Source organism: Mesorhizobium bavaricum (assembly GCF_056781655.1).
Genome location: NZ_CM165566.1, coordinates 3,827,667 through 3,850,950 on the forward strand (window position 1 = coordinate 3,827,667; position 23,284 = coordinate 3,850,950).

At 63.1% G+C, this 23,284-nt stretch carries 21 protein-coding genes and 1 pseudogene; 11 read left to right on the forward strand and 11 right to left on the reverse strand.

What is annotated here, in order from left to right:
• Nucleotides 1-40: 40 nt before the first annotated feature.
• The gene (locus AC1RZR_RS18745) at nucleotides 41-1,219 is read left to right on the forward strand and encodes a BaiN/RdsA family NAD(P)/FAD-dependent oxidoreductase (RefSeq protein ID WP_477272043.1); all 1,179 of its coding nucleotides are present in this window, start codon (nucleotides 41-43) and stop codon (nucleotides 1,217-1,219) included.
• Between the two features lie 79 nt (nucleotides 1,220-1,298).
• On the opposite strand, the gene AC1RZR_RS18750 is transcribed toward AC1RZR_RS18745, so the two are convergent.
• The 6 genes from AC1RZR_RS18750 to AC1RZR_RS18775 form a co-directional block, all read right to left on the reverse strand.
• Complete coding sequence (locus AC1RZR_RS18750; RefSeq protein ID WP_477272041.1) at nucleotides 1,299-1,700, reverse strand: DUF1801 domain-containing protein; 402 nt, start codon at nucleotides 1,698-1,700, stop codon at nucleotides 1,299-1,301.
• A gap of 44 nt (nucleotides 1,701-1,744) precedes the next feature.
• The gene (locus AC1RZR_RS18755) at nucleotides 1,745-2,137 is read right to left on the reverse strand and encodes a VOC family protein (protein ID WP_481825555.1); all 393 of its coding nucleotides are present in this window, start codon (nucleotides 2,135-2,137) and stop codon (nucleotides 1,745-1,747) included.
• Nucleotides 2,138-2,230: 93 nt separating this feature from the next.
• Nucleotides 2,231-2,677: a DUF1801 domain-containing protein gene (locus AC1RZR_RS18760; RefSeq protein ID WP_481825556.1), complete on the reverse strand. Its 447-nt coding sequence runs from the start codon at nucleotides 2,675-2,677 to the stop codon at nucleotides 2,231-2,233.
• Between the two features lie 11 nt (nucleotides 2,678-2,688).
• Nucleotides 2,689-2,910: a hypothetical protein gene (locus AC1RZR_RS18765; protein ID WP_481825557.1), complete on the reverse strand. Its 222-nt coding sequence runs from the start codon at nucleotides 2,908-2,910 to the stop codon at nucleotides 2,689-2,691.
• Between the two features lie 59 nt (nucleotides 2,911-2,969).
• A complete protein-coding gene (locus tag AC1RZR_RS18770; RefSeq protein WP_481825558.1) occupies nucleotides 2,970-3,380 on the reverse strand; it encodes an SRPBCC family protein in 411 nt (136 codons plus the stop codon).
• Nucleotides 3,377-3,700, reverse strand: coding sequence for an ArsR/SmtB family transcription factor (locus AC1RZR_RS18775; protein WP_379096560.1), 324 nt, complete (start codon nucleotides 3,698-3,700; stop codon nucleotides 3,377-3,379). The genes AC1RZR_RS18770 and AC1RZR_RS18775 overlap by 4 nt, the downstream gene beginning before the upstream one ends.
• A 156-nt stretch (nucleotides 3,701-3,856) precedes the next feature.
• Between AC1RZR_RS18775 and AC1RZR_RS18780 the strand changes: the two genes are divergently transcribed.
• The 3 genes from AC1RZR_RS18780 (at nucleotide 3,857) to AC1RZR_RS18790 (ending at nucleotide 7,041) form a co-directional block, all read left to right on the forward strand.
• Nucleotides 3,857-4,417 (forward strand): RNA polymerase sigma factor, encoded by a 561-nt coding sequence (locus AC1RZR_RS18780; protein ID WP_477272030.1) that lies wholly within the window; start codon nucleotides 3,857-3,859, stop codon nucleotides 4,415-4,417.
• Nucleotides 4,418-4,419: 2 nt separating this feature from the next.
• Nucleotides 4,420-6,549 carry a vWA domain-containing protein gene (locus AC1RZR_RS18785; RefSeq protein ID WP_481825559.1) on the forward strand — a complete coding sequence of 710 codons (2,130 nt, stop codon included), beginning with the start codon at nucleotides 4,420-4,422 and terminating at the stop codon, nucleotides 6,547-6,549.
• Nucleotides 6,550-6,753: 204 nt separating this feature from the next.
• Entirely contained in the window at nucleotides 6,754-7,041 is a 288-nt protein-coding gene (locus AC1RZR_RS18790) for a hypothetical protein (RefSeq protein WP_477272026.1), read from the forward strand.
• 19 nt (nucleotides 7,042-7,060) lie between these two features.
• Here AC1RZR_RS18790 and bmt read toward each other — a convergent pair whose 3' ends face one another.
• Nucleotides 7,061-8,083, reverse strand: coding sequence for a betaine--homocysteine S-methyltransferase (gene bmt, locus AC1RZR_RS18795; protein ID WP_481829080.1), 1,023 nt, complete (start codon nucleotides 8,081-8,083; stop codon nucleotides 7,061-7,063).
• A 131-nt stretch (nucleotides 8,084-8,214) separates the two neighbouring features.
• Nucleotides 8,215-9,072 (reverse strand): helix-turn-helix domain-containing protein, encoded by an 858-nt coding sequence (locus AC1RZR_RS18800; RefSeq protein WP_481825560.1) that lies wholly within the window; start codon nucleotides 9,070-9,072, stop codon nucleotides 8,215-8,217.
• A gap of 229 nt (nucleotides 9,073-9,301) precedes the next feature.
• On the opposite strand from AC1RZR_RS18800, the gene AC1RZR_RS18805 reads away from it, so the two are divergent.
• Both AC1RZR_RS18805 and AC1RZR_RS18810 read left to right on the forward strand, forming a co-directional pair.
• A complete protein-coding gene (locus AC1RZR_RS18805) occupies nucleotides 9,302-10,312 on the forward strand; it encodes a fatty acid desaturase (RefSeq protein WP_481825561.1) in 1,011 nt (336 codons plus the stop codon).
• Between the two features lie 83 nt (nucleotides 10,313-10,395).
• Nucleotides 10,396-11,223, forward strand: a complete 828-nt coding sequence (locus AC1RZR_RS18810; RefSeq protein WP_481825562.1) for a phosphate/phosphite/phosphonate ABC transporter substrate-binding protein — start codon at nucleotides 10,396-10,398, stop codon at nucleotides 11,221-11,223.
• Here the strand turns inward: AC1RZR_RS18810 and AC1RZR_RS18815 are convergent.
• From AC1RZR_RS18815 to AC1RZR_RS18825, 3 genes are all read right to left on the reverse strand, one after another.
• The gene (locus AC1RZR_RS18815; RefSeq protein WP_481825563.1) at nucleotides 11,188-12,543 is read right to left on the reverse strand and encodes a M24 family metallopeptidase; all 1,356 of its coding nucleotides are present in this window, start codon (nucleotides 12,541-12,543) and stop codon (nucleotides 11,188-11,190) included. The genes AC1RZR_RS18810 and AC1RZR_RS18815 overlap by 36 nt on opposite strands.
• Before the next feature lie 9 nt (nucleotides 12,544-12,552).
• Nucleotides 12,553-15,123 carry a GcvT family protein gene (locus AC1RZR_RS18820; protein WP_477272016.1) on the reverse strand — a complete coding sequence of 857 codons (2,571 nt, stop codon included), beginning with the start codon at nucleotides 15,121-15,123 and terminating at the stop codon, nucleotides 12,553-12,555.
• An 82-nt stretch (nucleotides 15,124-15,205) separates the two neighbouring features.
• Complete coding sequence (locus tag AC1RZR_RS18825; protein ID WP_477272014.1) at nucleotides 15,206-16,783, reverse strand: trimethylamine methyltransferase family protein; 1,578 nt, start codon at nucleotides 16,781-16,783, stop codon at nucleotides 15,206-15,208.
• A gap of 253 nt (nucleotides 16,784-17,036) precedes the next feature.
• Here AC1RZR_RS18825 and AC1RZR_RS18830 point away from each other — a divergent pair, with 253 nt between their 5' ends.
• The 5 genes and pseudogenes from AC1RZR_RS18830 (at nucleotide 17,037) to AC1RZR_RS18850 (ending at nucleotide 23,233) form a co-directional block, all read left to right on the forward strand.
• Entirely contained in the window at nucleotides 17,037-18,218 is a 1,182-nt protein-coding gene (locus AC1RZR_RS18830) for an MFS transporter (RefSeq protein WP_481825564.1), read from the forward strand.
• A complete protein-coding gene (locus AC1RZR_RS18835; RefSeq protein WP_477272010.1) occupies nucleotides 18,215-19,390 on the forward strand; it encodes an MFS transporter in 1,176 nt (391 codons plus the stop codon). The genes AC1RZR_RS18830 and AC1RZR_RS18835 overlap by 4 nt, the downstream gene beginning before the upstream one ends.
• Before the next feature lie 70 nt (nucleotides 19,391-19,460).
• A pseudogene (locus AC1RZR_RS18840) lies at nucleotides 19,461-21,532 on the forward strand (prolyl oligopeptidase family serine peptidase).
• 145 nt (nucleotides 21,533-21,677) lie between these two features.
• The gene (locus tag AC1RZR_RS18845; RefSeq protein ID WP_477272006.1) at nucleotides 21,678-21,803 is read left to right on the forward strand and encodes a capsid protein; all 126 of its coding nucleotides are present in this window, start codon (nucleotides 21,678-21,680) and stop codon (nucleotides 21,801-21,803) included.
• Nucleotides 21,804-21,853: 50 nt separating this feature from the next.
• Nucleotides 21,854-23,233 (forward strand): aspartate aminotransferase family protein, encoded by a 1,380-nt coding sequence (locus tag AC1RZR_RS18850; RefSeq protein ID WP_481825565.1) that lies wholly within the window; start codon nucleotides 21,854-21,856, stop codon nucleotides 23,231-23,233.
• Nucleotides 23,234-23,284 lie beyond the last annotated feature (51 nt).

Sequence of the window (23,284 nt, forward strand, 5' to 3'; positions counted from 1 at the left end):
GCGTTGCCTGCGGTCGTACCGAACGGGTAGAGACTGCAGGATGCAAACCTATGATGTCGTGATCATCGGCGCGGGTGCCGCTGGAATGATGTGCGCCGTGGAGACGGCCAAGCGCGGCCGTTCGGTGCTGATCCTCGATCACGCGGCGATGCCTGGCGAAAAGATCCGCATCTCCGGCGGGGGGCGGTGCAATTTCACCAACATCCATGCCAGCCCGAAGAACTTTCTCTCGGGCAATCGGCATTTCTGCATCTCGGCGCTCAGCCGCTACACGCAACGCGACTTCATCGCGCTCGTCGAACGCCACCGCATCGCCTATCACGAGAAGACGCTGGGACAATTGTTCTGCGACGGCTCCGCACGCCAGATCATCGACATGCTGGTCGGGGAAATGCAGAGCAGGGGCGTGGAGCTGGCACTGTCGACCGAGGCGAGGGATGTCCGCAAAACCGTGGAGGGGTTTGCGCTCACCCTCTCCACCGGCACGGTCATCTGCCAGTCCCTGGTCGTGGCGTGCGGCGGCAAGTCGATTCCCAAGATGGGGGCGACCGGCTTCGGCTATGAGCTTGCCGAACAGTTTGGCCTTGCCATCGTCGAAACGCGGCCGGCGCTGGTGCCGCTGACCTTCGACGCAAAAACCCTCGAGCGGCTGGCGCCTCTGGCCGGCAACGCCGTCGAAGCGGAAGTCGCCTGCGGCAAGACGCGATTTTCCGAAGCGATGCTGTTCACGCATCGCGGCGTCAGCGGACCGTCCATCCTGCAGATCTCGTCCTACTGGCGCGAGGGCGACGAAATCCGTATCGCCATGCTGCCGGGCGTTGATGTGGCGGATCTCATTCGCACCGCCAAGCGAGGCAACGGGCGGCAAGCGGTACAGACTGTGCTGGCAAATCACCTGCCGAAGCGGCTTGCGCAGTCGATCGCCGAGCGCACCAGCATCGATTGCAACCTCGCCGATCTTTCGGACGCACAGATCAAAACCATCGCCGCCGCGGTCAACGACTGGCGCATCAAGCCGGCCGGTTCGGAGGGCTACCGTACCGCCGAAGTGACGCTGGGCGGGGTCGACACCAACGGACTTGACCAGAAGACGATGCAGGCGAAATCCGTGCCGGGGCTGTTCTTCATCGGCGAGGTCGTCGATGTCACGGGCTGGCTGGGCGGCTACAATTTCCAGTGGGCGTGGTCGTCGGGCTGGGTCGCGGGGCAGGCGGCCTAGGGTGTGTTGATATTCAGCTGACTGAATCTCGACACACCTTAGTCAAGCGCTAGTTCGAAAAATGGCGATGATGCTACTTCTACGCCTTCGCCCGAGCACCCGCAGGTGCCTTCTTCTTCTTTTTGGCCTGGTTGAAATCGATGGCGGCCCGGACGAGCTCCTTCAGGGCACGCTCATTAAGCTCATCGCCTTCGAAAAGATCGATCGCGCGCCACACTTTGCCGTCCAAGCCTGCGTTGAAGAGCTTGCCGGGATCCGGCAGGCTGGCGCCGTGGGAAAAGGTGAGTTTCACCTTGTCCTTGTGAGCGTTGCCGACGGCAATCATTCCGTCGCGGGACCAAACCGGGCTTCCCATCCACTTCCATTCCTCGATGATCTCGCCATCGACTTCGAGAATGGCCTTGCGGACGCCGGCGAGCGTGTTGCCACGCCAGTCCGTCAATCCTGCGATCAACTGGTCGATCTGTTCCGATGGAGTCATTGGGTACCTCGAATTCCTCTGCCTCGACGCGTTCTGGTTGCATCCTACCAGCGCGCCAACTGGGTGATCTGGACGAGGTTGCCGCAGGTGTCGTTCAGCTGGGCGATGGTCGAGCCGGTCACCTCGGTCGGCGGCATGGTGAACTCGCCGCCGTTCGCCTTGATGCGCTCGTAGTCGCCCTTGACGTTGTCGGTGAAGAACATCACCGCCGGCTGGCCCTGCTTGAAGATGGCTTGCTGATAGACCTTGGCCGCAGGGTTGTCGTTGAGCGCGAGCTGCAGTTCGGTTCCATCAGGCTCTTCCGCGGATGCAACGGTCAGCCAGCGATAGGGCCCATTGCTGAAGTCGGCCTTCTTGGTAAGGCCCAGTACGTCGGTGTAGAAGCGCAGGGCGTTTTCCTGGTTGTCCACATAGACGCTGGTCAGCTTGATCTTCATCGCTATTTCTCCTCTGTCGCGTTCGGTGCCGCCCTGTCGACAGGGCGGGATTTTGAATTGCACTGGCAGGCTTCAATCTGTCCGCTGCCGCGGCTACGGGACCCAGCCGGGGAGGGCCGCGGCCTGCTTGATCCAGTCCGCCATCTGCGCCTCGTCGAACGCGTCGGCGTCGCGGATGTCGATCCAGCGCGCCTCCTTGCTCTTCACCGTGCCGCCGGGCGGGATCGGTCGCAACGACATGCCGCTGAAGAAGGTCACCTTCACGTAGTGGGTCAGGACATGGAACGTCACGAACCAGCCTTGGCCCTCGATGCCGTAGAATGGTGAGTTCCATCTCACGGCCTTGCGTACATCAGGCACGTTGCGCACGATCAGCGCGTCGAGGCGCTCGCCAAGGCGGCGCTTCCAACCCGGCATTGCGGCGATGTAGGCCTGCACGGGGGTGTCGCCGTCCCCCTTCGCGATTTGCGGGTTGCCGCCCGAGAGCAGGATCGGTGCCTTGGCTGCGACTTTGGTCGATTGCCCCTGCGTCTTGGCCATTCTTCCCATTCCTACCCGCCGGCACGCTGCCCGCCGCGTCCCTTGGTGGCATACGGCAGCACGAACATGTACAGGCCACTGAACAGCAGCAAGAAGAGCGGCAAGAGCGGCGAGTAGACAATCCAGGCGGGAGGCTGCCCCAATGCCATGGCGACGAAGTTGGCGACGACGGTCAGCGTAAAGATGATCGACAGCCAGCGATGAATTTGCCGAACCCACTTGTTCCAGTCCAAGGGCACCTCCTGTCAAACGAGCCGAAGCGGACCAGCGCGACCCGCACGCGGGCGGGGTCTCAATCTATCCGCGCCAGGACCTGTTCCAGGGCTGCAAGGAACCTCTGCCAGCCGACCGTGGCGCCGCGGTAGTAAGGCTGCTGATCCGGCCGGAAGCCCGTCTGCTCCATGCGCAAATGGGTTCCCGTGCTCGTGGGGGTGAGCGTCCAGGTGACCACACTCTCCAGATCCTTGGTGTCCCATGTGTAGGACAACGTTTTGTTGGGCTCGACTGTCTGGACCTGACAGTCGACGCCGCCCCAGTCTGCGCTGAGATTGAAACGGTGGTCCACGACTGGCTTGAAGTTGTTCTTCATGAGCCACTCCTCGATCAGATGCGGTTGGGTGAGCGCGCGCCAGATCTTTTCCGGCGGATAGGGGATCTCGCGTTCGACAATGACGGAGCGTGTTTCGGTCGCAATGTTGGTCATTGGTCCATTCTTTTGAGCAGATCTTCGAGATCGTCGAACCGGCTCTGCCAGAATGCATTCATCTGGTTCGTCCAGTCGATCAGTGGGGAAAGCGCGGCGAGCTGGGCAGTGTAGTGGGTCTGCCGTCCTTCATGGCGGTCTCGCACCAGCCCGGCCTGCCTCAGCAGGCCGAGATGCTTTGACACCGCCGGTTGCGAGACTCCCGACTGAGCTGTCAGAGCGCCGACTGTCTGCTCACCTTCCCGGCATAGGCGCTCGAAGATCGCCCGACGCGTCGGATCGGAGAGCGTTCTGAAAAGGACGTCGTGAGCGTTGGTCATTTGGGATCGATAACCCCGTGGCTATTGATTGACGTATAACCGCAGAGATATGTATGTGTCAAGCGGGGGCATCGATGGCCACCATCCCGCGCTTTCCAAAAAAATCTTTCCATTGCCCCAAGGAATCGCCATTAGCCTTCGTCCAACAGGCAAATGATGGCGATGATGCTGGATGAGAGCGAAGCCTCCGACGCCGAACTGATCGGGCGGGCGAAGGGCGGAGACAGGGGGGCCTTCGGCAAATTGCTGGAAAGGCACTACGACTTCGTCTATCGCGCTGCCTATCGCTGGTGCGGCAAGAAGGCCGACGCCGAAGACATCGCCCAGGAAGTCTGCGTCCGGCTCGGCCGGGCGATCCGCGACTATCGCGGCGGCGGCGCTTTCACGACATGGCTCTACTCCGTGACCCTGAACGCCGCGCGCGACATGATGCGCAAGTCCGCCCGCGACATGGCAAAGACCGAGGCCTACGGCGTTCACGCGCTGATCTCGAGCGAGGCTTCGGTCGAACCCGAAGATCCGGCCGAGGCGTTGTGGGCGGCGGTACGGCAACTGCCGGACAAGCAGCGCGACGCGGTGCTGCTGGTTTATGGCGAGGGCTTGAGCCATTCAGCCGCCGCCGAGGCGATGGCGATCTCGGAGACGACGGTTTCCTGGCACATCCATGAAGCGAAGAAACGGCTGAAGACGCTGATGCGCTCGGCCGGGGAAGTGTGACCATGGTCGACGACAACGAACTCAAGAGACTGCGCGACATCGCAGCACCGGCACCGGGCGAGAGCGCGAAGGCACGTGCCTTCGAAGCCGCCCTGCGCGCCTACGATCAGGAAAATATCTCGACGCTCACCCAAGGATCGGTTGGCGGGCTTCGTCTCACAGAGCGAGCACAAAAGCTCTGGAGCGAGATCATGCACAAGAAACTCATTGCCGCACCGGCCCTTGCCGGGCTCGTCGCCCTGCCGATCGCCGGATACGCCACCTTCCACATGCTGAGGGAACAGCCGCCCAAATTCGGCGGCGACGAGAAGATCACCGAGACGCTGGCCGACAAGCCGGCGACCCTCAAGCCAACGACCGCCGAGCCCAAGCCGGCCCGCACCGAGCTGGAGAAAGACAAGAAGGCCGACGCGGACGTGGAAAGCCGCGACGCCACAGACGCGCTTGTCGCGCCGGCCTCGCCGCCGAAATCCGAATCGACCGTTGCTATCGGCGGCGCACAGAAGGAGGCGGCGACGGGCGCTCCCCGACAGGATGCCGCCCACGCCGGAAAGGTGAACATTGCCCCCCCGGCACCGGCCCCGACAGGTGAGGTCGCGCTAAATGCGCCCAGCATGTCGCGGAGTCTCGCGCCGGCCGAGTCCAAGCTGATGGCGCAGCAGCCAGCCACGGCTCCGGCCGACCAGGTTCAGCCGCAAGAGCAAAACCGCGACCGCATCGAGGATTTCAAGACCAATCCGGTGCATGCCGCGCTCGAGGATCCGGTCTCGACCTTCTCGATCGACGTCGACACGGCTTCCTATTCCTTCGTGCGGCGTTCGCTGAAGGAAGGGTTCGTGCCGCAGGCCGATACGGTCCGCGTCGAGGAGATGATCAACTACTTCCCCTATGACTGGAAGGGTCCGGACTCGGCTTCGATGCCGTTCAACTCGACCGTCAGCGTCATGCCGACGCCGTGGAACACGCACACCAAGCTGATGCATGTCGCCATCAAGGGATTCGACGTCAAGCCGACCGAGCAGCCGAAGGCCAATCTGGTCTTCCTGATCGACGTGTCGGGCTCGATGGACGAGCCGGACAAGCTGCCGCTGCTCAAATCGGCCTTCCGGCTGCTGGTCAGCAAGCTGAAGGCCGACGACACCATCTCGATCGTCACCTATGCGGGTGAGGCCGGCACCGTGCTGATGCCGACCAAGGTTGCCGAGAAGGACAAGATTCTCAATGCCATCGACAATCTGCAGCCCGGCGGCTCGACGGCCGGCGAGGCCGGCATCAAGGAGGCCTACAAGCTTGCCCAGCAGTCCTTCGTCAAGGACGGCGTCAACCGGGTGATGCTCGCCACCGACGGCGACTTCAATGTCGGCCAGACCGACGACGATGATCTGAAGCGGTTGATCGAGAGTGAGCGCAAGACCGGTGTCTTCCTGTCGGTGTTCGGCTTTGGGCGTGGCAATCTGAACGACCAGATGATGCAGACGATCGCCCAGAACGGTAACGGCACCGCCGCCTATATCGATACACTGGCCGAGGCGGAAAAGGTGCTGGTCGAGGATGCCTCCTCGACGCTGTTCACCATTGCCAAGGATGTGAAGATCCAGGTCGAGTTCAATCCGAACAAGGTCTCCGAATATCGCCTGATCGGCTACGAGACCCGGGCCTTGAACCGCGAGGATTTCAACAATGACCGCGTCGATGCCGGCGATATCGGCTCCGGCCACTCGGTCACCGCGATCTACGAGATCACGCCGAAGGGCAGCGGTGGCGAACAGATCGATCCGCTGCGCTACGGCCAGGCGTCGGTGGACAATGGCGGCGTCGCCAATGCGGGTGAATATGCCTTCGTCAAGATCCGCTACAAGCTGCCCAACGAGGACGTCTCGAAGCTGATCACCACGCCGGTGACCTCGGAGAATGAGGTTTCGTCCTTCGACCAGGCCAGTACCGACCAGCGCTTCTCCGTGGCGGTCGCGGCCTTCGGCCAGAAGCTGCGTGACGAGGATGCGACCGCGAAGTTCGGTTACGACAAGATCATGGAGATTGCCACTGCCGCTCGAGGAGCCGACCCGTTTGGGTACAGGTCCGAGTTCCTCTCGCTTGTGCGCCTTGCCTCGGCGCTGGGCGGTAACCGGTAGTGGTGATGACGGCCGGTTTCTTTCAGATGGGATCGTTCTGATACGGGAAACCGACCCACGGGCGGGTGAGGCAGGCCGGCGAGGGATTCATTCCCTTGCCGGCCCTTTTTTTGCGGATCGTTAAATTGCGTTGGATTTCCGGTACATGATCGCAATTTCCTCTTGTTACGGAGAGGCTCATGTTTGGGCTTGAGGGAGCCGGAATTGCTGATCAGGACTGTTGCGAACTCGATATCACGAGATATGCCGGCACTGGGATCGGCTGCTTCGTCCGGGCCGTCGGCAGAATCCAGGCGGATCAGCGACGATGTCGCCCAGGCACGTCACACCGCCTTGTCAGCGCTGAACAATGACCGCTTTCGCGTCATGCTGGAGCAGATCACCGACCCCAGCGCATCCGGTGCGTTGATGACGATGCGCGGCGATACAGCCGCAGGTGCCGGCACCGATTTCAAGTCGGCGCAGTCGAGCTACGCCGACAACAGCGAATAATCGAAAAAGAAATATCGCGTCAGGCCCGGCTGCGACGACGTTCGCGGCGGGCTTCACTGGTCTCGGCGGTGTTTTCCGTTGCCGCCTTGTTGCGCATCGGACCGATGCGCTCGACGATTTTTTCGACGGTCGGACGATCGGCCTTGGTGTGCGCGTCGAGCGCCTTGCGCATCGCGGCAAGGTGCTGGAACGAGGTGCCGCAGCAGCCGCCGACGATTTTGGCGCCGGCATCGACGGCGAGCCTGACATAGTCGGACATCAGTTCGGGCGTGCCGGAATAGTGGATCTCGGTGCCGCGGAATTCTGGAATGCCGCAATTGCCCTTGACGATGACAGTCGCTTCCGGCTTCGCCTGGGTCATGTCGAGCAGCGAGGCCAGGATGTCGGAGGCACCAACGCCGCAATTGGCGCCGACGCCGAGCGGCGCCTGCGACAGCCCGTCGGTGACGCCGTGGATGTCCTTCGGCAGCAGCCCCATCATGGTGCGGCCGGCTGTGTCGAAGGAACCGGTGTAAGTGTAGGGCAAGCCGACACGAATTGCGGCCTCCGCGGCGGCGCGGATCTCGTCGGGAGCCGACATGGTCTCGATCCAGGCGACTTCGGCGCCACCGGCCTTGAGACCCTCGATCTGTTCGGCGAAGGCCTCGACCGCCTCGTCATATGTCATGGCGCCAAGCGGCACCAGCAATTCGCCGGTCGGGCCGACCGAGCCGGCGACAATCACCTTGCGGCCGGCCTTGTCGGCGACGGCACGCGCGAGTTCCGCGGCGCGCTTGTTCAGCGCATGCGCGCGGTCCTGGGCATGATGCAGCTTCAGCCGGTGACGGGTGCCGCCGAAGGAATTGGTCAGGATGATGTCGGCGCCGGCATCGACGAAATTCTGATGTAGACTGGTGATGGTGTCGGGCGCCGTCTCGTTCAGCAACTCCGGCGCTTCGCCAGCCTCCAGGCCCATGGCGAACAGATTGGTGCCGGTGGCGCCATCGGCCAGCAGCACGCCCTTCTCAGCCAGCAGCGCATCGATCGGGTTGGTCGTCGTCATCGGATTGGCTTTCATGTTTCGAATTCGAATAAGGATATAAAGAAGTCTTTATGTGTAGTCAATGAAATAGCTGTGGCGGCGTCGCCGATGCGGATGCCGGTTTCCGTCCAAATGATCAGGATTGGTGAAGCTCAGGCCGTGCCTGACGGGAACGACATTCCGGCCAGCTTCTGCGCGAAGTCAGCCGCCTCGTGTGCATTGATATCGGCGGCGCGGATCAGATTGTCGAAATGCTGGATCAGCGTCTGGATCGGCTGGGTGGCGTTGAGCACAAGATACATGTCGCCGACATAGATGGCGGCGCGATAGGGCCCGAAGATGGTGTAGGGGATCGAATATCGCATCCGCCCGTCATAAAGAAACAGCCGGAAGGTCGGATAGAGATCGTCGAGCAGCGTCGCCATGTGCAGCAACTGGGCACGGCGGTCGGCTTCCGGGAAACGGTCCCAAACACCCAGGCCGCGCGCGAAGATCTCCAGCGTGTGGCGCGGCATGCAGACTTCCATGTCGGTTTCCGGCCGCCTGTTGTAGTCGATGCGGTATTGCGTTTCGCCGGCCTGAGCCAGGCGGCTCTTGTTGGTGATGCCCGCTTCGTAGTCGACCAGCGCTTCGGTGCGCAGAAGATCGGGAATGCCGGCCGGCACATAACGGATCTTGGTGCCGGCCGCCTCGGCGTGCCATTTGGCCAGCAGCGTGCGGTCGAAGCCGTCGGGCGCCTCCTCGATCTCCAGGCTCTCGCGGATTTCGCCGGTGAGACCCTCGTCTTGGCTGAGGCCGAGAAGCCAGTCGAGCGACACCTTGAATTCGGCTGCGATGTTAAGCAGCGTCTCGGCGCGGGGCAGGCGGGTCGAGGCGCCAGACAAGAGTTGCGAAAGCGCCGAGCGGTCGATGCCGACCGCCGTCGCGAAAGCCGACTGGTTGAGATCGGAGCGTGTCAGGAGCAGCTTCAGACGCTCCCGAAAGACTGCTGACAGGTCTCGCTTGTCCATCACCTGACTCCGCGAATCGGGAGGAAAAATTTGCGCCAAAGCCTCTCAATGCGCGCTTCAGGCGTAAATGAATCCCTAAGTCTGTTTACAATGTGTAACATATGCGGTCAAAAATGCGCAATCGCAACAGTTTGTGCACTTTGTCTCGTTGAGTGGAATCACTTCTCCTGACACAATACTGTCAGGAACCAATCGGGGTTCCGGCGACTGAGGGACAGTGGTCGATAGCATGACGGGCAAGAGCATCAGACAGCGTAGCGTACCGGCCATCGAATGGCCGACCGTGGTTCTCGCTTTCTTCTGCTACGGAATTTGGTTTGCCACCGGTTTACTGCTCTGGCCCTCTTATCCCATCCTGGCGCTCGCCTTCCTGGCCTTTACCGCCGCATTGCAATCCTCGATCATGCACGAAGTGCTGCACGGCCATCCGACGCGCAATGCGCGGGTCAACGAAGCCTTCGTCTTCCTGCCGATTGGCCTCGTTTGGCCGTTCCGCCGCTTCAAGACCATTCACCTGCGCCACCATGCCGACGAGCGGCTGACCGATCCCCTGGATGACCCCGAGAGTTACTACCAGGCGCTCTGGCAGCATGATGACCTGCCGCCGACGATGAAATTCTTGCTCAAGATCAACAACACAATGGCTGGCCGTTTCGTGCTCGGCCCCTGGCTGTCCTGCGTCGGCTTCTTCATCGACGACGCCAAGCAGATGATCGCCGGCGACAAGGTGATCCGCAAGGCCTGGCTGCTGCATGCGATCGGGCTCGCGATCGTGGTGCCGATGGTCCAGTTCGGCTTCGGCATTCCGTTGTGGCTCTACATCCTGGTGCCGGTCTGGCTCGGCCAGTCGCTGATCTCGATCCGAACCTTTGCCGAGCATCAATGGTCGGAACATCCGGAAGGCCGCACGGTGATCGTCGAACGCTCGCCGCTGTCGTTCCTGTTCCTCAACAACAATCTGCATTTCGTCCACCATAAAAGTCCGACCGTGGCCTGGTACCGGTTGCCGAAACTGTTTCGCGATCGCCGCGACGAATGGCTGCGGATGAACAATGGCTATGCCTATCCGAACTATTTCGCGCTGATCAAAGCCTATGCCTTCAAGGCCAAAGAGCCGATCGTGCATCCGGTGCTGCGGCGTGCGCCGGAGCCGGGCAGGGCGTTCAAGCCACGCATCAGGGCGCGCAGCATCAATGGGCTCGGCAGTGCGCCGGTGCCCGCTGAGCCGCCCAAGGAATGAGTTCTTTGCGGCGAGCAGGTGCGGTCTGCTAGACTGGCTGCGGTCGGTCCCTTCAATCCCAGAAATAACGGTCAGATTCCGGCATGAGCGATTTGGTTGCGGCGTTGCCGATGTATGACTGGCCGGAGGCGCGCGACGAGGTCGACGCCCAATGGGGGCGGTTGCGCGATGCCTTCCGGCAAAGGGGGATCAACGCGCCACAATCGATCGTGCACCGCAATGGCGACCTGCCACCGGTGCCGGGCGGCATTCATGATGCCCAGGGAAAACTGATCGCGCCGGACCCGGCGACATTGCCACCGGATGAACTCGATTTTCACAAGCTTTGGCTGCATCCGGCGCTGCTGTTCGCACAGACCTGCTGGGGACCGATGGAACTCGGCCTGTCCAGGCACGTTCAGGTGGTCGGCCAGCCGAGCTACGACTACTGTGAAGGCGGGCAGGGCGAACTCTATTCGAGCGCGCTGGTGATGCGGGCAGGCGAGGGGCCGGAGGTTCGATCGCCTGCGGACGGCCGCGCTCTCATCCCGCTCGACCTGATGCGCGGCAAGCGCTTCACCTTCAACAGCCTCGATTCCATGTCGGGCATCATTGCGCTGACGCGCGACCTGCAAGCGGCCGGCGAAAGCCTGGACATTTTCTCGACGTGCGGCGAAAGCGGCGGTCATCGTGGCTCGATCGTCGCTGTCGCCGAAGGCAAGGCGGATGTTGCCGCCATCGACTGCGAAAGCTGGGCGCTGGCGCAGCGTTTCGAGCCGGCGGCGCAGAAGGTTGGGGTCGTCGGCTGGACGGGCCGGCGCAAAGGCCTGCCATTCATCACCGCCGCAACAACACCGGAAAAGAGGGTCAGGGCGCTGCGCGAGGCCATTGCCGGACTAGCCGAGCAGCCTCGCATCCAGAGGGTAGGTTGAAAGCTTCTCGTTGCCGGTTTCGGTGATCAGGATCTGCTCCTCGATCTTGACGCCCTCGCGCCCGCCAAGCCGGCCGATATAGCTCTCGACACACAGCACCATGCCGGGTTCGAGGACACCGTCCGGCGTGTCTGATGTCCAGTCGCTGGCATGCGGCAAGGTCGGGTATTCGTCGGCCAGGCCGACGCCGTGATAGAGCACGCCGTAACGGGTCGGGAAGCAGTCTCCGGGCGGCACCGCCGAGCGCTCGACAAGGTCGCGGAACGAGATGCCCGGCTGCATCAATGCGGTGTTGTGGGTGATCTGATCGGCGGCGATGCGGAACAGGCCGCGCTGTTCATTGGTCGGCTTTTCATCGCCGCACAGCCAGGTGCGCGACAGGTCGGCGCAGAAGCCGAAGGGGCCGATCAGGTCGGTGTCGAAGGCGACGAGGTCGCCGGCTTCAATCTTGCGTGACGAGCATTCCTGGAACCACGGATTGGTGCGCGGACCTGACGTCAGCAGCCGCGTCTCGATCCATTCGCCGCCACGCGCAATGTTGCCGCGATGCAGCTCGGCCCACAATTCGTTCTCGGAAATCCCTGGCTGCAGAGCCTGTTCCATCTCGCCCATCGCCGCCTCGCAGGCGACGATTGCACGGCGCATGGCGAGGATTTCGTCTGATGATTTGATCAGCCGCGCGTTTTCCATCACCGCTTCGCCATTGCCGATCGAAACACCAAGGCGAGCGAGTTCCTCGAGGCCTTCTGGGTTGATGTGATCGACCGCGATGCGGCTGTTGCCGTCGCCATGTTCCCTGACCAGATCGGCAATACTGGCGGCCCAGCGGCGCACTTTCTGTTCGGTCAGTTCGCCGCCATAAAGATACATCCACGAGACGGCAGGGCGAACCTCGTCGACGACGCCGGAATGGTCGGACAGGTGCTCGCAGGAAAAATAGTCGAACAGCACCACCGGCCCTTCTGTGGCGACGAAACAATGCCGTGTCGGATTGTGCGCCACCCACAGCTGCATGTTGGTGGAATCGGTGGCGTAGCGGATGTTGACGGGGTCGTAGAGCAGGGCGCCGGCATAGTCGCGGCGCTTCAGCTCGGCGCGAATGCGGTCCAGCCGGTATTTGCGCATCGCCGGCAGGTCTGGAGCGGCAATGCCTGCCGCGGCCCATTCGGCCTCCGCTTGCGCGCCATACCCCAGCACATGCTGGTTGAGCGAAGCCGCCTTCTGGCGGGAGGCTTCGCGCAGCGCTTCGATCGAGCCAGGCTCGAACGGCAGGATCTTGCGATGGCGGCCAAAGCTGCCCTTTGGCACCCCATTGTCCATGGTCGAACCTCAGGTGCGCATCTTCTCGCCACTCGGATCGAAAGGCGCCTCGACATTGATGCGGGCTGGGCGCCGGTGTCCGAGGATCTCGATCTCGAACAGTCCTGCACTCTCATCCTCGGCGAGCGCTGCCGGGACGTAGCCCTGGGCCATCGACTTCTGCACATAGTGGGCATAGCCGCCTGACGTCACCCAGCCGACTACACGCCAGTCGCCATCGACGATACCGCGCACGGCGGAGGCGCCTTCCGCAGCCTTGGAGCCGCGAATTTCCTTGCCGCCCGTGTCGAAGCGCGGTGCGCCGTAGCCATGCGGCTTTTCCACCGTACCGTAGTCCTTGCTGACCTTGGCCCAGATCGGCTCGTCCCCCATCACATCGGCGTCGGCGGCGTCAACGATGAAGGAGACACGGCGCAGTTTTGGCCCCTCCGCGTGTTCCTTGGCGGCTGCCTCGCGGCCGATGAAGTCGTTCTTCTCGAGCTTGATGAAGCGGTCCATCGCCCCTTCGAACGGTCCGTAGATCGGCCGCAGCTCGCGGAACCAGGTCGGGAAGTTCTTTTCGAGGCGCATGGAGAGCAAGGCGCGCATGCCGAAATCGACGAGGCCGAATTCCTCACCAGCGTCCTTGATCGCCTTGTAGACGAGGCGCTGGTAGGCGGGCGCCATCCAGATCTCGTAGCCGAGATCGCCTGTGTATGTGATGCGGTTGACCAGGCAGGGCGCGCCGCCGACCGCCATCTCGCGGAAATCCATGAAGCGGAAGGCCCTGGTCGAGATGTCGACGTCGACCAGCTTCTGCAAGAGGTCGCGCGATTTTGGTCCGGCGATCGACAGGCCGACCAGTGTCTGGTCGAAACGGTGGATGCGCACCGAACCATCCTTCGGCAGATGCTTCTCGAACCAGCGCATGTGATATTTTTGCGCGGCGGACGAGCCCCAGATCATGAAGCGGTCTTCGCCGGCCTTGGCGATGGTGAAGTCGCCGATCAGCTTGCCGAATTCGTTGATCATCGGCGTCAGCACGATACGGCCGGTCTTCGGCATGCGGTTGGTCATCAGCCGGTTGAGGAAATCTTCCGCGCCCGGTCCCGACACTTCGTATTTGGCGAAGTTGGCGATCTCGGTGACGCCGACGCGCTCACGCGTGGCGCGCACTTCCTCGCCGATCGGCCCAAAATCGTTGGAGCGGTGGAACGAGACGACGTCCTTCGGCTCCTTGCCCTTCGGCGCGAACCAGAGCGGGGTCTCGAGACCCCAGCTGTCGCCCATGACAGCGTTGTTGGCCAGCATCGTGTCGTAGAGCGGCGTCGTTTGCGCCGGACGCGCCGCCGGCAGTTCCTCATTGGGGAAGCGGATGGAGAAGCGGCGCGAATAGTTTTCGCGCACCTTGGCGTTGGTGTAGCGCAAGCCGGCCCATTCGCCGAAGCGGGTGACATCCATGCCCCAGACGTCGAAGCCGGGATCGCCATGGACCATCCAGTTCGACAGCGCCAGGCCAACACCGCCACCCTGGCTGAAGCCGGCCATGACGGCGCAGGCACACCAGAAATTGGTCAAGCCCTGCACCGGGCCGACCAGCGGGTTGCCGTCGAGCGCGAAAGTGAAGGGGCCGTTGATGATCTGCTTGATGCCGGCCTTCTCGATGCCGGGGAAATGCTTGAAGCCGATTTCCAGCGACGGCGCGATGCGGTCGAGATCGGGGGGGAGCAATTCATGGCCGAAATCCCACGGTGTGTTGACCGGCGACCACGGCTTGCAGGCCTTCTCATAGGTGCCCAGCAGGATACCGTTGCGCTCCTGGCGGGTGTAGATCTCGCCCTTGAAATCGAGCACGCCGATCATTTCGCGGCCGGTCGATTTGTTGAATTCCTCGACCTCCGGCATCGGCTCGGTGAGCAGGTACATATGCTCCATCGCCAGTACCGGCAGTTCGACGCCGACCATGCGGCCGATCTCGCGCGCCCACAGGCCGCCGCAGTTGACGACATGCTCTGCCTTCACCGTGCCTTGTTCGGTGACGACGTTCCAGGTGCCGTCGACCTCCTGCGTCAGCTCGACGACGCGGTTGCGCAGCACGATCTCAGCGCCCAGCTTCTTGGCCGCCTTGGAATAGGCGATCGTCGTGCCGGATGGATCGAGATGGCCTTCGACCGGATCCCACATGGCGCCGACGAAATTGGTTTCGTCCATCAGCGGGAACATTGCCTTGGCTTCGGACGGGGTAATCAGCTCGGTGTCCATGCCGAGATAGCGACCCTTGGCGTGGGCAAGCCGCAGGAAGTCCATGCGCTCGGGCGTGTCAGCCATCATCACGCCGCCGGTCAGGTGCAGCGAGCAGGACTGGCCGGAGAGTTCCTCGATCTCCTTGTAGAGCTGCACAGTATAGGCCTGCAGCTTAGCGACGTTGGGATCACCGTTCAGGGTATGGAAGCCGCCGGCCGCATGCCAGGAAGAGCCGGAGGTGAGCTCCGAGCGCTCGATCAGCATGATGTCAGTCCAGCCGGCCTTGGCCAGATGGTAGAGAACCGAGCAGCCGACGACGCCGCCGCCGATAACAACCGCTTTTACGTGAGATTTCATCAAGATAGGTCCGTTTTTGCGTAAACTGAATCAGTTGTTTGGTGTGCGGTGCGCCGCGATGCCAAAGTCGGATGCCGGGCGATCAAAAATCGGTCGGCGCGCCGCCCTCGGACCGGCGCTTGTCGACGAAGTCGTTGAGTTCTTCGCGGATGGCCGGGTCCAAATAGGGTTCTTCGTAGGATGCCAGCCGCTCCTTCCACACCTTGTTGGCCTTTTCGAGCGCTGTCGGCGAGCCAGCTTCTGCCCAGGTCTCGAAATTGCGCCAGTCGGACAGGATCGGCGAATAGAAGGCGGTCTTGTAGCGGTCCTGCGTGTGCTGGGTGCCGAAGAAATGGCCGCCGGGGCCGACCGACTGGATGGCGTCGAAGCCGAGCGCCTCTTCGGACAAGTCGAGCGGGGTCAGGAACTCCGCCACCATCTGCAGCAGGTCGATGTCGAGAATGGTCTTTTCGTAGGAGCAGCGCAGGCCGCCCTCGAGCCAGCCGGCCGCATGCATCATCAGATTGCCGCCGCCCTGAATGGCGCCCCACAGCGAGAACACGCTCTCATAAGCCGCCTGCGCGTCGACCGTGTTGGCGGCGCAGGTGTTGGAGGTGCGGTAGGGGATGTTGTAGCGGCGGGCAAGCTGGCCACCGACGAGCTGCGCCTTCATGTATTCCGGCGTGCCGAAGGCCGGTGAACCGGACTTCATGTCGACATTGGAGGTGAAGCCGCCATAGCCCACCGGCGCGCCCCTGCGCACCATTTGCGCGAAGGCGATGCCGGCAAGCGCCTCGGCGTTCTGCTGCACCAGCGCGCCGGCGATGGTCACGGGCGCCATGGCGCCCGACAGCGTGAATGGCGTGACGACAACGACCTGGCCCTTGCTCGACATCTGGATGATGCCTTCCATCATCGGCACATCGAGCTTGAGCGGCGAGTTGGTGTTGATGATGGTGAAGACCGACGGCTCCTCGAGCAGCTGCTCGTGGCTGATGCCGCGCGCGATCCTGGCGATCTCGATGCCGTCGACGTTGCGCTCCTTGCCGAGGGAATAGATATGGAACACCTTGTCGGTGAGCACGCTGAGATCGCGGATGCATTCGAGGTGGCGGACGGACGGATGGATGTCGGTCGGCTCGACCGGATAGCCGCCCGTGCAGTTCAGGATGTTGTGCATCTGCGCAAGCTTGAGGAAGTTGCGGTAGTCCTGCTGGTTGCCTGGCCGGCGGCCGCGATCGATGTCGGAGCAATTGGGCGCCGACGCCATCATCGAAATGATCACATTGTTGCCGCCGAAGCGCACATTGTGTGCGGGATTGCGCGCATGGATGGTGAATTCCGACGGGCAGTGCGACACCAGCTCGAGGATCATGTCGCTGTCGAAGCGCACCCGCTCGCTGCCGTCGCGCACGTCGGCGCCGTGCGCCTTCATGATGCGCCGGGCCTCGTCATGCAGAACATCGACGCCGATTTCCCGCAGCACGCGCAAGGAGGCGAGATGGATCGATTCCAGCTCGTCGTCCGACACCAGCCTGGTCGGTGTCAGCGGGTTTTTCAGCTGGCGGAAGGCCGGCTGCTCGAACGCGGCCGAGCCGCCGGCGCGCTTTCCGGCGCGGCCGCCGCGACGGGCGCGGTCGGTGGCCAATGCCGGTTCTGCAGGTTGTAGGGCGGCGGTCATGATGGTCCTCGTACGATGCAATAGCGGGCGGCATAATGGACCGGCGACCGGCCGGCCATTGCGGAGGCGGCGACCACTAGGGCGAGGGAAGCGACATGCCGGAACGGCAGTTGCGCGGCCAGGAGATCGGCTTGGCCGCACCGTCCCGTTGGCGCAAGCGGATTTCGCCCACCGGCCCTTCCTTTACCCGGATCGAACCAGTAGCTAGTCGGGCTCGCCGGTCGGATGGCCAGCATTTCACATGGATTGCAGCATGGTCGCGACCAGCTCGAGCGAAGGCGAAGCGGGAACGCAGTGGGCGGCGCTTGCCGGCGTCACCGCGGCACTTGCTATGTTCGGCGCGGCGCAAGGGCTGAGCTCGCCGCTGTTCACGCTGCTGATGCAGAAACAGGGCATGTCGCCGGCGCTGATCGGCCTGTCAGCGGCGATGATGCCGCTCGGGCTGATCCTGTCGGCTTCCTTCGTGCCGGCCGCGGTGCGGCTGGTCGGCGCGCGCACGCTGGCGGTCGGCTGCTCGCTGATCGGCGCGATCTGCTTCCTGGCCATCGGTTATCTGCAGGACTGGGTGGCCTGGTTCGTCATCCGTTTCATCATTGGTGTGGTCATCAACCCGCTCTACATCCTTGGCGAGGTCTGGGCGCTGTCGCTGGCGCCGCCATCGCGGCGGGGCCGGGTCATGGGCGTGTTCAACACGCTGATGGGGGCCGGTTACGCGGCCGGGCCATTCGCGCTGACCCTGCTGGGCACGTCGGGCTGGGCTCCCTTCCTGGTCGGTGTCGCCGGCTTCACGCTGTGTGCGGTGATCCTGCGCGCCGTCTCGTCAAAGCTGACCGGTTTCGAGGAGGACGGCCAGCCCGCCAGCGGCCTTGTCGGCTTTGCCAGGGTGGCGCCGGCACTGCTGCTTGCCGTTCTGGTTTCGGCCGCGGTCCAGCAGAGCACCTATGCGCTGGTCCCGGTCTTCGGCTCCAGCTACGGCCTGGCGGAAGCCGTGCTTGCCTCGCTGGTGATGGCGCTTTCGCTGGGTAACATCCTGCTGCAGATTCCTCTCGGCCTGCTGGCGGAGCGTTTTGGCGGCCGCGCCATGATCATCGTCTGTGCGCTGGCGACCGCCACCTGCGCGCTCTTGCTGCCGCTGCTGATCATGACGCCGCTGATCTGGGGCGTGCTGCTGGTGATGGGCGCGGTCGGCTACGGCGTCTACACGATGGCGCTGGTCGAACTGGGCAGCCGGTTCAAGGGCTCGGTGCTGGTCGCCGGCAACGCCGCCTTTGCGCTGATGTGGGGCGCCGGCGGCATCGTCGGGCCGCCCGGCGCCGGCCTGCTCATGCAAGGCATCGGCCCGCTTGGCCTGCCGGTCGTGATCGCCGGCCTCGACGCGTTGCTGGTGATGTTCGCACTGTATCGCTCGTCCGTGCGCCGGAGCGGCAACGCATGATCGCGAGCGGTTCGGGCAACAGCGAGATGGGAATGCAATGGGCTGCGATCACTGGCGTGATCGCCACCGTTTCGGTGTTCGCCATCGCGCAGGGGCTGTCCTATCCGCTGCTGAGCTTCATCCTGCAGCGGCAGGGCGTGTCGCCGGCGATGATCGGTCTGTCGGCGGCAATGACACCGGTCGGCTTCATCGTCTCGTCGCCGCTGATACCGGCGCTGGCGCGCCGGTTCGGGGCAGGGCGCACGGCGCTCACCTGTGCGGCGCTTTCGGCAATCGTGCTGGCGCTGATCGGCTGGACGCAGAATGTCTATTTGTGGTTTCCACTGCGCTTGCTGATCGGCGTGGTGACCAACCCGCTCTACGTGCTGAGCGAGATCTGGGTGATCGCGCTGGCGCCGCCGGCGCGGCGAGGCCGCGTCATGGGCGTCTATTCGACGATCATCTCGGCCGGCTTTGCGGCTGGGCCGCTGTGCCTGCTTGCCGTCGGCACGGAAGGCTGGCCGCCATTCCTCGTCGGCATTTTCGCCTTCGTGTTGTGTGGCATCTGTCTGGCCTCGGTGCTGCCGCGCTTGCCCAAGGTCGATGAGGCCGGGCATCGGGTTTCCGTGCTTGGCTTCGTGCCGCTGGCGTGGCTGCTTTTGTTTGCCGTGATCGTGGCCGCAGGCTTCGAGCAGGGCGCGCTGGCCTTGCTACCGGTCTACGGCACCCATCACGGCATCCCCGAGCCCCGCATGTCGGCGCTGCTGTCGGTGATGATCGCCGGCAACATCGCCATGCAGGTGCCGCTCGGCCTGCTGGCGGAAAGGCTCTCGTCGCGTCTTGTGCGGCTTGCCTGCGTCGCGATCACGGTGCTCGGCTGCCTGCTCCTGCCGATCGTCATCGACACGCCACTGATCTGGCCGATGATCTTTGTCTGGGGCGCCGTCTCTTACGGCATCTACACGATGTCGATCATTGAGCTCGGCGAACGCTTCACCGGCTCGACACTGGTTGCCGGCAACGCGGCCTTCTCCTTGATGTGGGGCGTCGGCGGCATCGCCGTGCCGCCACTGGCGGGCACTGCGATGGACATTGTGGGGGCAAGAGGCCTGCCGATCACACTCGGCCTGCTATGTCTGGCACTGGCGATTGCGAGCCTTACTGGCCGACGGAAAGCCTCAATCGTCGGCTGAACATATTGAATATCGGACAAAGCATATCGATGTTGGCAGTGCCAACAGCGACGCGTTTATCGGAGATCTCATGACCAAGCCCATCACCAATACGTCCAATTCCACCCCTTTGACCGACGATCCGTTCCTCTGGCTGGAGGACAGGACCAGCAAAGAGTCGCTCGACTGGGTGCATGGTCAGAACGAGGTCACGGTTGGCGAGTTGCAGGGCGATCCGTCCTATCAGGCGGCGTTCCAGACCGCCCTCGACCTGATGACGGCCGAGGACAACATCGCGGTCGGCGCCGCCATTGCCGGACATGTCTACAATTTCTGGCAGGACAAGACCAATGTGCTCGGCGTGTGGCGCCGCACGACGGTCGCTTCCTACAAGACCGAGAAGCCGGATTGGGAAACGATCGTCGACTTCGACGAGCTTGCGGCGAAGGATGGGATCAAGTGGGTGTTCAGCGGCGCCAGCCGGCTCTATCCGGACTTCAACCTGTGCCTGGTCTCGATGTCGCCGGACGGTGGTGACGCCAGCGAGATGCGTGAATTCGATATCGAGAGCAAATCCTTTGTCGAAGGCGGGTTTCGCGCGCCGGCCTCGAAGTCGGGCTTCGGCTGGTTGGACAAGGACACTGTCATCGTCTCGGCGGCCTTCGAAGAGGCCGACAAGACGCAGTCCGGCTATCCGCGCGTGATCAAGCTGTGGAAGCGTGGCACCAAACTGGAAGACGCGACACCGATCTTCGAGGCGCAGAAGGAGGATCTCGCTGTCGGTGCCGCCCTCGAGTTCGATGGCGACCGACGCTATCTGATCCTGGCTCGGACGCTCGATTTCTTCGCCTCGAATATCTTCCTGCGGCTGCCTTCGGGCGAGAACAAGCGTTTGCCGCTGCCTGACGACATGACCGATACGGCGATCTTCAGAGATCAGCTCGTCTTCGGCGTGCGCAGCCCGTGGACGGCGCCCGATGGCACATCGTGCAAACCCGACGGCCTCTATTCGCTGGACCTGGCGCGTTGGGTCGAGACCGGCACGCTCGGCCCGGTGGAGACTTTGCTGGAGCCGGCGTATCGCGTGTCGATTGCCGGCATTGCCCGCACGCAGGACCGTCTGTTCATCAACCTGATGGACAATGTGCGCGGCAAGGTCGTCGTCTGCGAACGTAACGATGGAAGCTGGGCGCTGAAGCCTGTGGCGCTGCCCGAAAACGGCAATGTCGGCCTCAGCCATGCCGAACATTTCGGCTCCAGCGTTTCCTTCTCCTTCACCGATTTCCTGACTCCGAGCTCGATCATCTGGTCGGATGACAATGGCGAGACGCTGGCCACCGTGAAGTCGCAGCCGGCGCGTTTCGATGCCTCTCCGCTGATTTCGGAACAGTTCGAGGCACGCTCGAAGGACGGCACGATGATCCCCTATTTCGTCGTCCGGCGACGCGACCAGAAGGGTCCAGTGCCGACGCTGCTCTATGGCTATGGCGGCTTCGAAGTGCCGCTGCTGCCCGGCTATGCCGGCGTGCGCGGCAGGCTGTGGCTGGAGAAGGGCAATGCTTATGTGCAGGCCTGCATCCGCGGCGGCGGCGAATTCGGTCCGGCCTGGCATCAGGCCGCGCTCAAGGGAATCGCCAGAACGGGTTCGACGATTTCGCCGCTGTTGCGCAGGATGTCGTCAGGCGTGGCATTGCCACAGCCGCTTCGCTCGGCATCCAGGGTGGCTCGAATGGCGGCCTGCTGACCGGCGTTTCCTTGACGCAGCATCCCGAGCTTTTCGGTGCCGTCATCATCGAGGTGCCGCTGCTCGACATGCTGCGCTACACCGAATTGCCGCCCGGCGCCTCGTGGGCGGCTGAGTATGGCGATCCGTCGAAACCGCAAGATGCGAAGTGGCTTTCGGCCTACTCGCCCTACCAGCATGTCGACGCCGGTGCAGCCTATCCGCCGGTGCTGCTGACGACGTCGACGGCGGACGACCGCGTCCATCCCGGCCATGCGCGCAAGATGGCCGCCCGCCTGCAGGAGGCCGGCCATGCGCGGACGCTGTTCTTCGAGGAGACCGAAGGTGGACATGGTGGACGCGGCGACCGCCGGCCGCAGGCGGCGCAGACGGCGATGAAATATGTCTTCCTGCAAAGGGCGCTAAGCGGCAAGGCCTGAGATGAGCCCTAGGCGGCGCGGACGCAAAGGGTGGTTCACCTCGACCGCCCTTTGCTCTTGACGCAATTCCCTGGGGAAAGCGCTACGCGCTTTTCGCGTGAAAACCGTTTCACACTTTGACCGGAATTGCTCTAAGGTGCCGTCCATGGCTCTCGTCAGGATATCGGCTCGCGCATTCCGGGTCGCGGTGACACCGTCACCGCGCACGCTGCGCGCCGAGCTTTTGCGGCTGTGCGCCCGCATCGGATATTCGCCACCTGCTTTCCTCTGACGAATTCGCCCCGGCGCAGCCGGATAGAATCCAGAGGAAAGATCAGATTCATGACCTATCAGAATTATTCGCTGAAGCAGCTTCAGCAGATCGACGCCGCGCACCATCTCCACCCGTTCACCGACCACAAGGAACTGCGCGAAGCCGGCTCGCGCATCATCACCCATGCCAATGGGCCGTTCATCTACGATTCCGAAGGGGCTGAGATCCTCGACGGCATGGCCGGGCTGTGGTGCGTCAACATCGGCTATGGCCGCGACGAACTGGCCGATGCCGCCTACGCGCAGATGAAGGAATTGCCCTACTACAACTCATTCTTCAAATGCTCGACGCCGACGCCGGTGCTGTTGTCCAAGAAATTGGCTGAGATCGCGCCGAAGCACGTCAACCAGGTGTTCTACGGCTCGTCCGGTTCGGAAGCCAACGACACGGCGCTGCGTCTCGTGCGCCACTACTGGGTGCTGGAAGGCAAGCCGGAGAAGAACCGCATCATCTCGCGCAAGATGGCCTATCACGGCTCGACCGTTGCCGGCACCTCGCTCGGCGGCATGGATGGCATGCACAAGCAGCTCGGCGGTGCGGTGCCCAACATCGTCCATGTGATGATGCCTTATGCCTATGAGCTGGCGCTGCCTGGCGAGAGCGATCATGATTTCGGCCTGCGGGCGGCAAAGGCCGTCGAGGATGCGATCCTCGAAGCCGGTGCCGACAAGGTTGCAGCCTTCATCGGCGAGCCGGTGATGGGAGCGGGCGGCGTGAAGATACCGCCGGTCAGCTACTGGCCGGAAGTGCAGCGCATCTGCCGCAAATACGATGCCCTGCTGATGCTGGACGAGGTCATCACGGGTTACGGCCGCACCGGCGAGTGGTTCGCAGCACAAACGCTCGGCATCGAGCCCGACACCATCACCACGGCCAAGGCGCTGACCTCTGGCTATCAGCCGCTGTCGGCATTGCTGGTCGGCGACCGCATCGCCGCGACGCTGGTCGAGAAGGGTGGCGAGTTCAATCACGGCTACACCTATTCCGGTCACCCGGTGGCCTGTGCCGTGGCGCTGAAGAACCTCGAAATCATCGAGCGGGAAGGGCTGGTCGACCGTGTCAGGAACGACACCGGTCCGTATTTTGCCAAGGCCTTGCAGGAGCGCATTGCCGGGCATGATCTGGTCGGCGAGGTGCGTTCGATCGGGCTGATGGGCGCGATCGAGATCGTCAAGGACAAGGCGACCAAGGAGCGGTTCCTGCCGGCGGGAAGTGCGGCGGTGACCGTCCGTGACCACGCGATCGCGCAAGGCATGATGCTGCGCGCCACCGGCGACACGATGATCCTGTCGCCGCCACTGATCTGGACCCGCGACACGATCGACATGGCCTGTGATCGTATCGCCAGGGCGCTGGATCTGGCACAGGCGGATCTGCGCAAGCGGTAGAGCACGACCCTTGACCGGGCGTTCTTTCGATAGGAACGCCCGGCCTCGAGA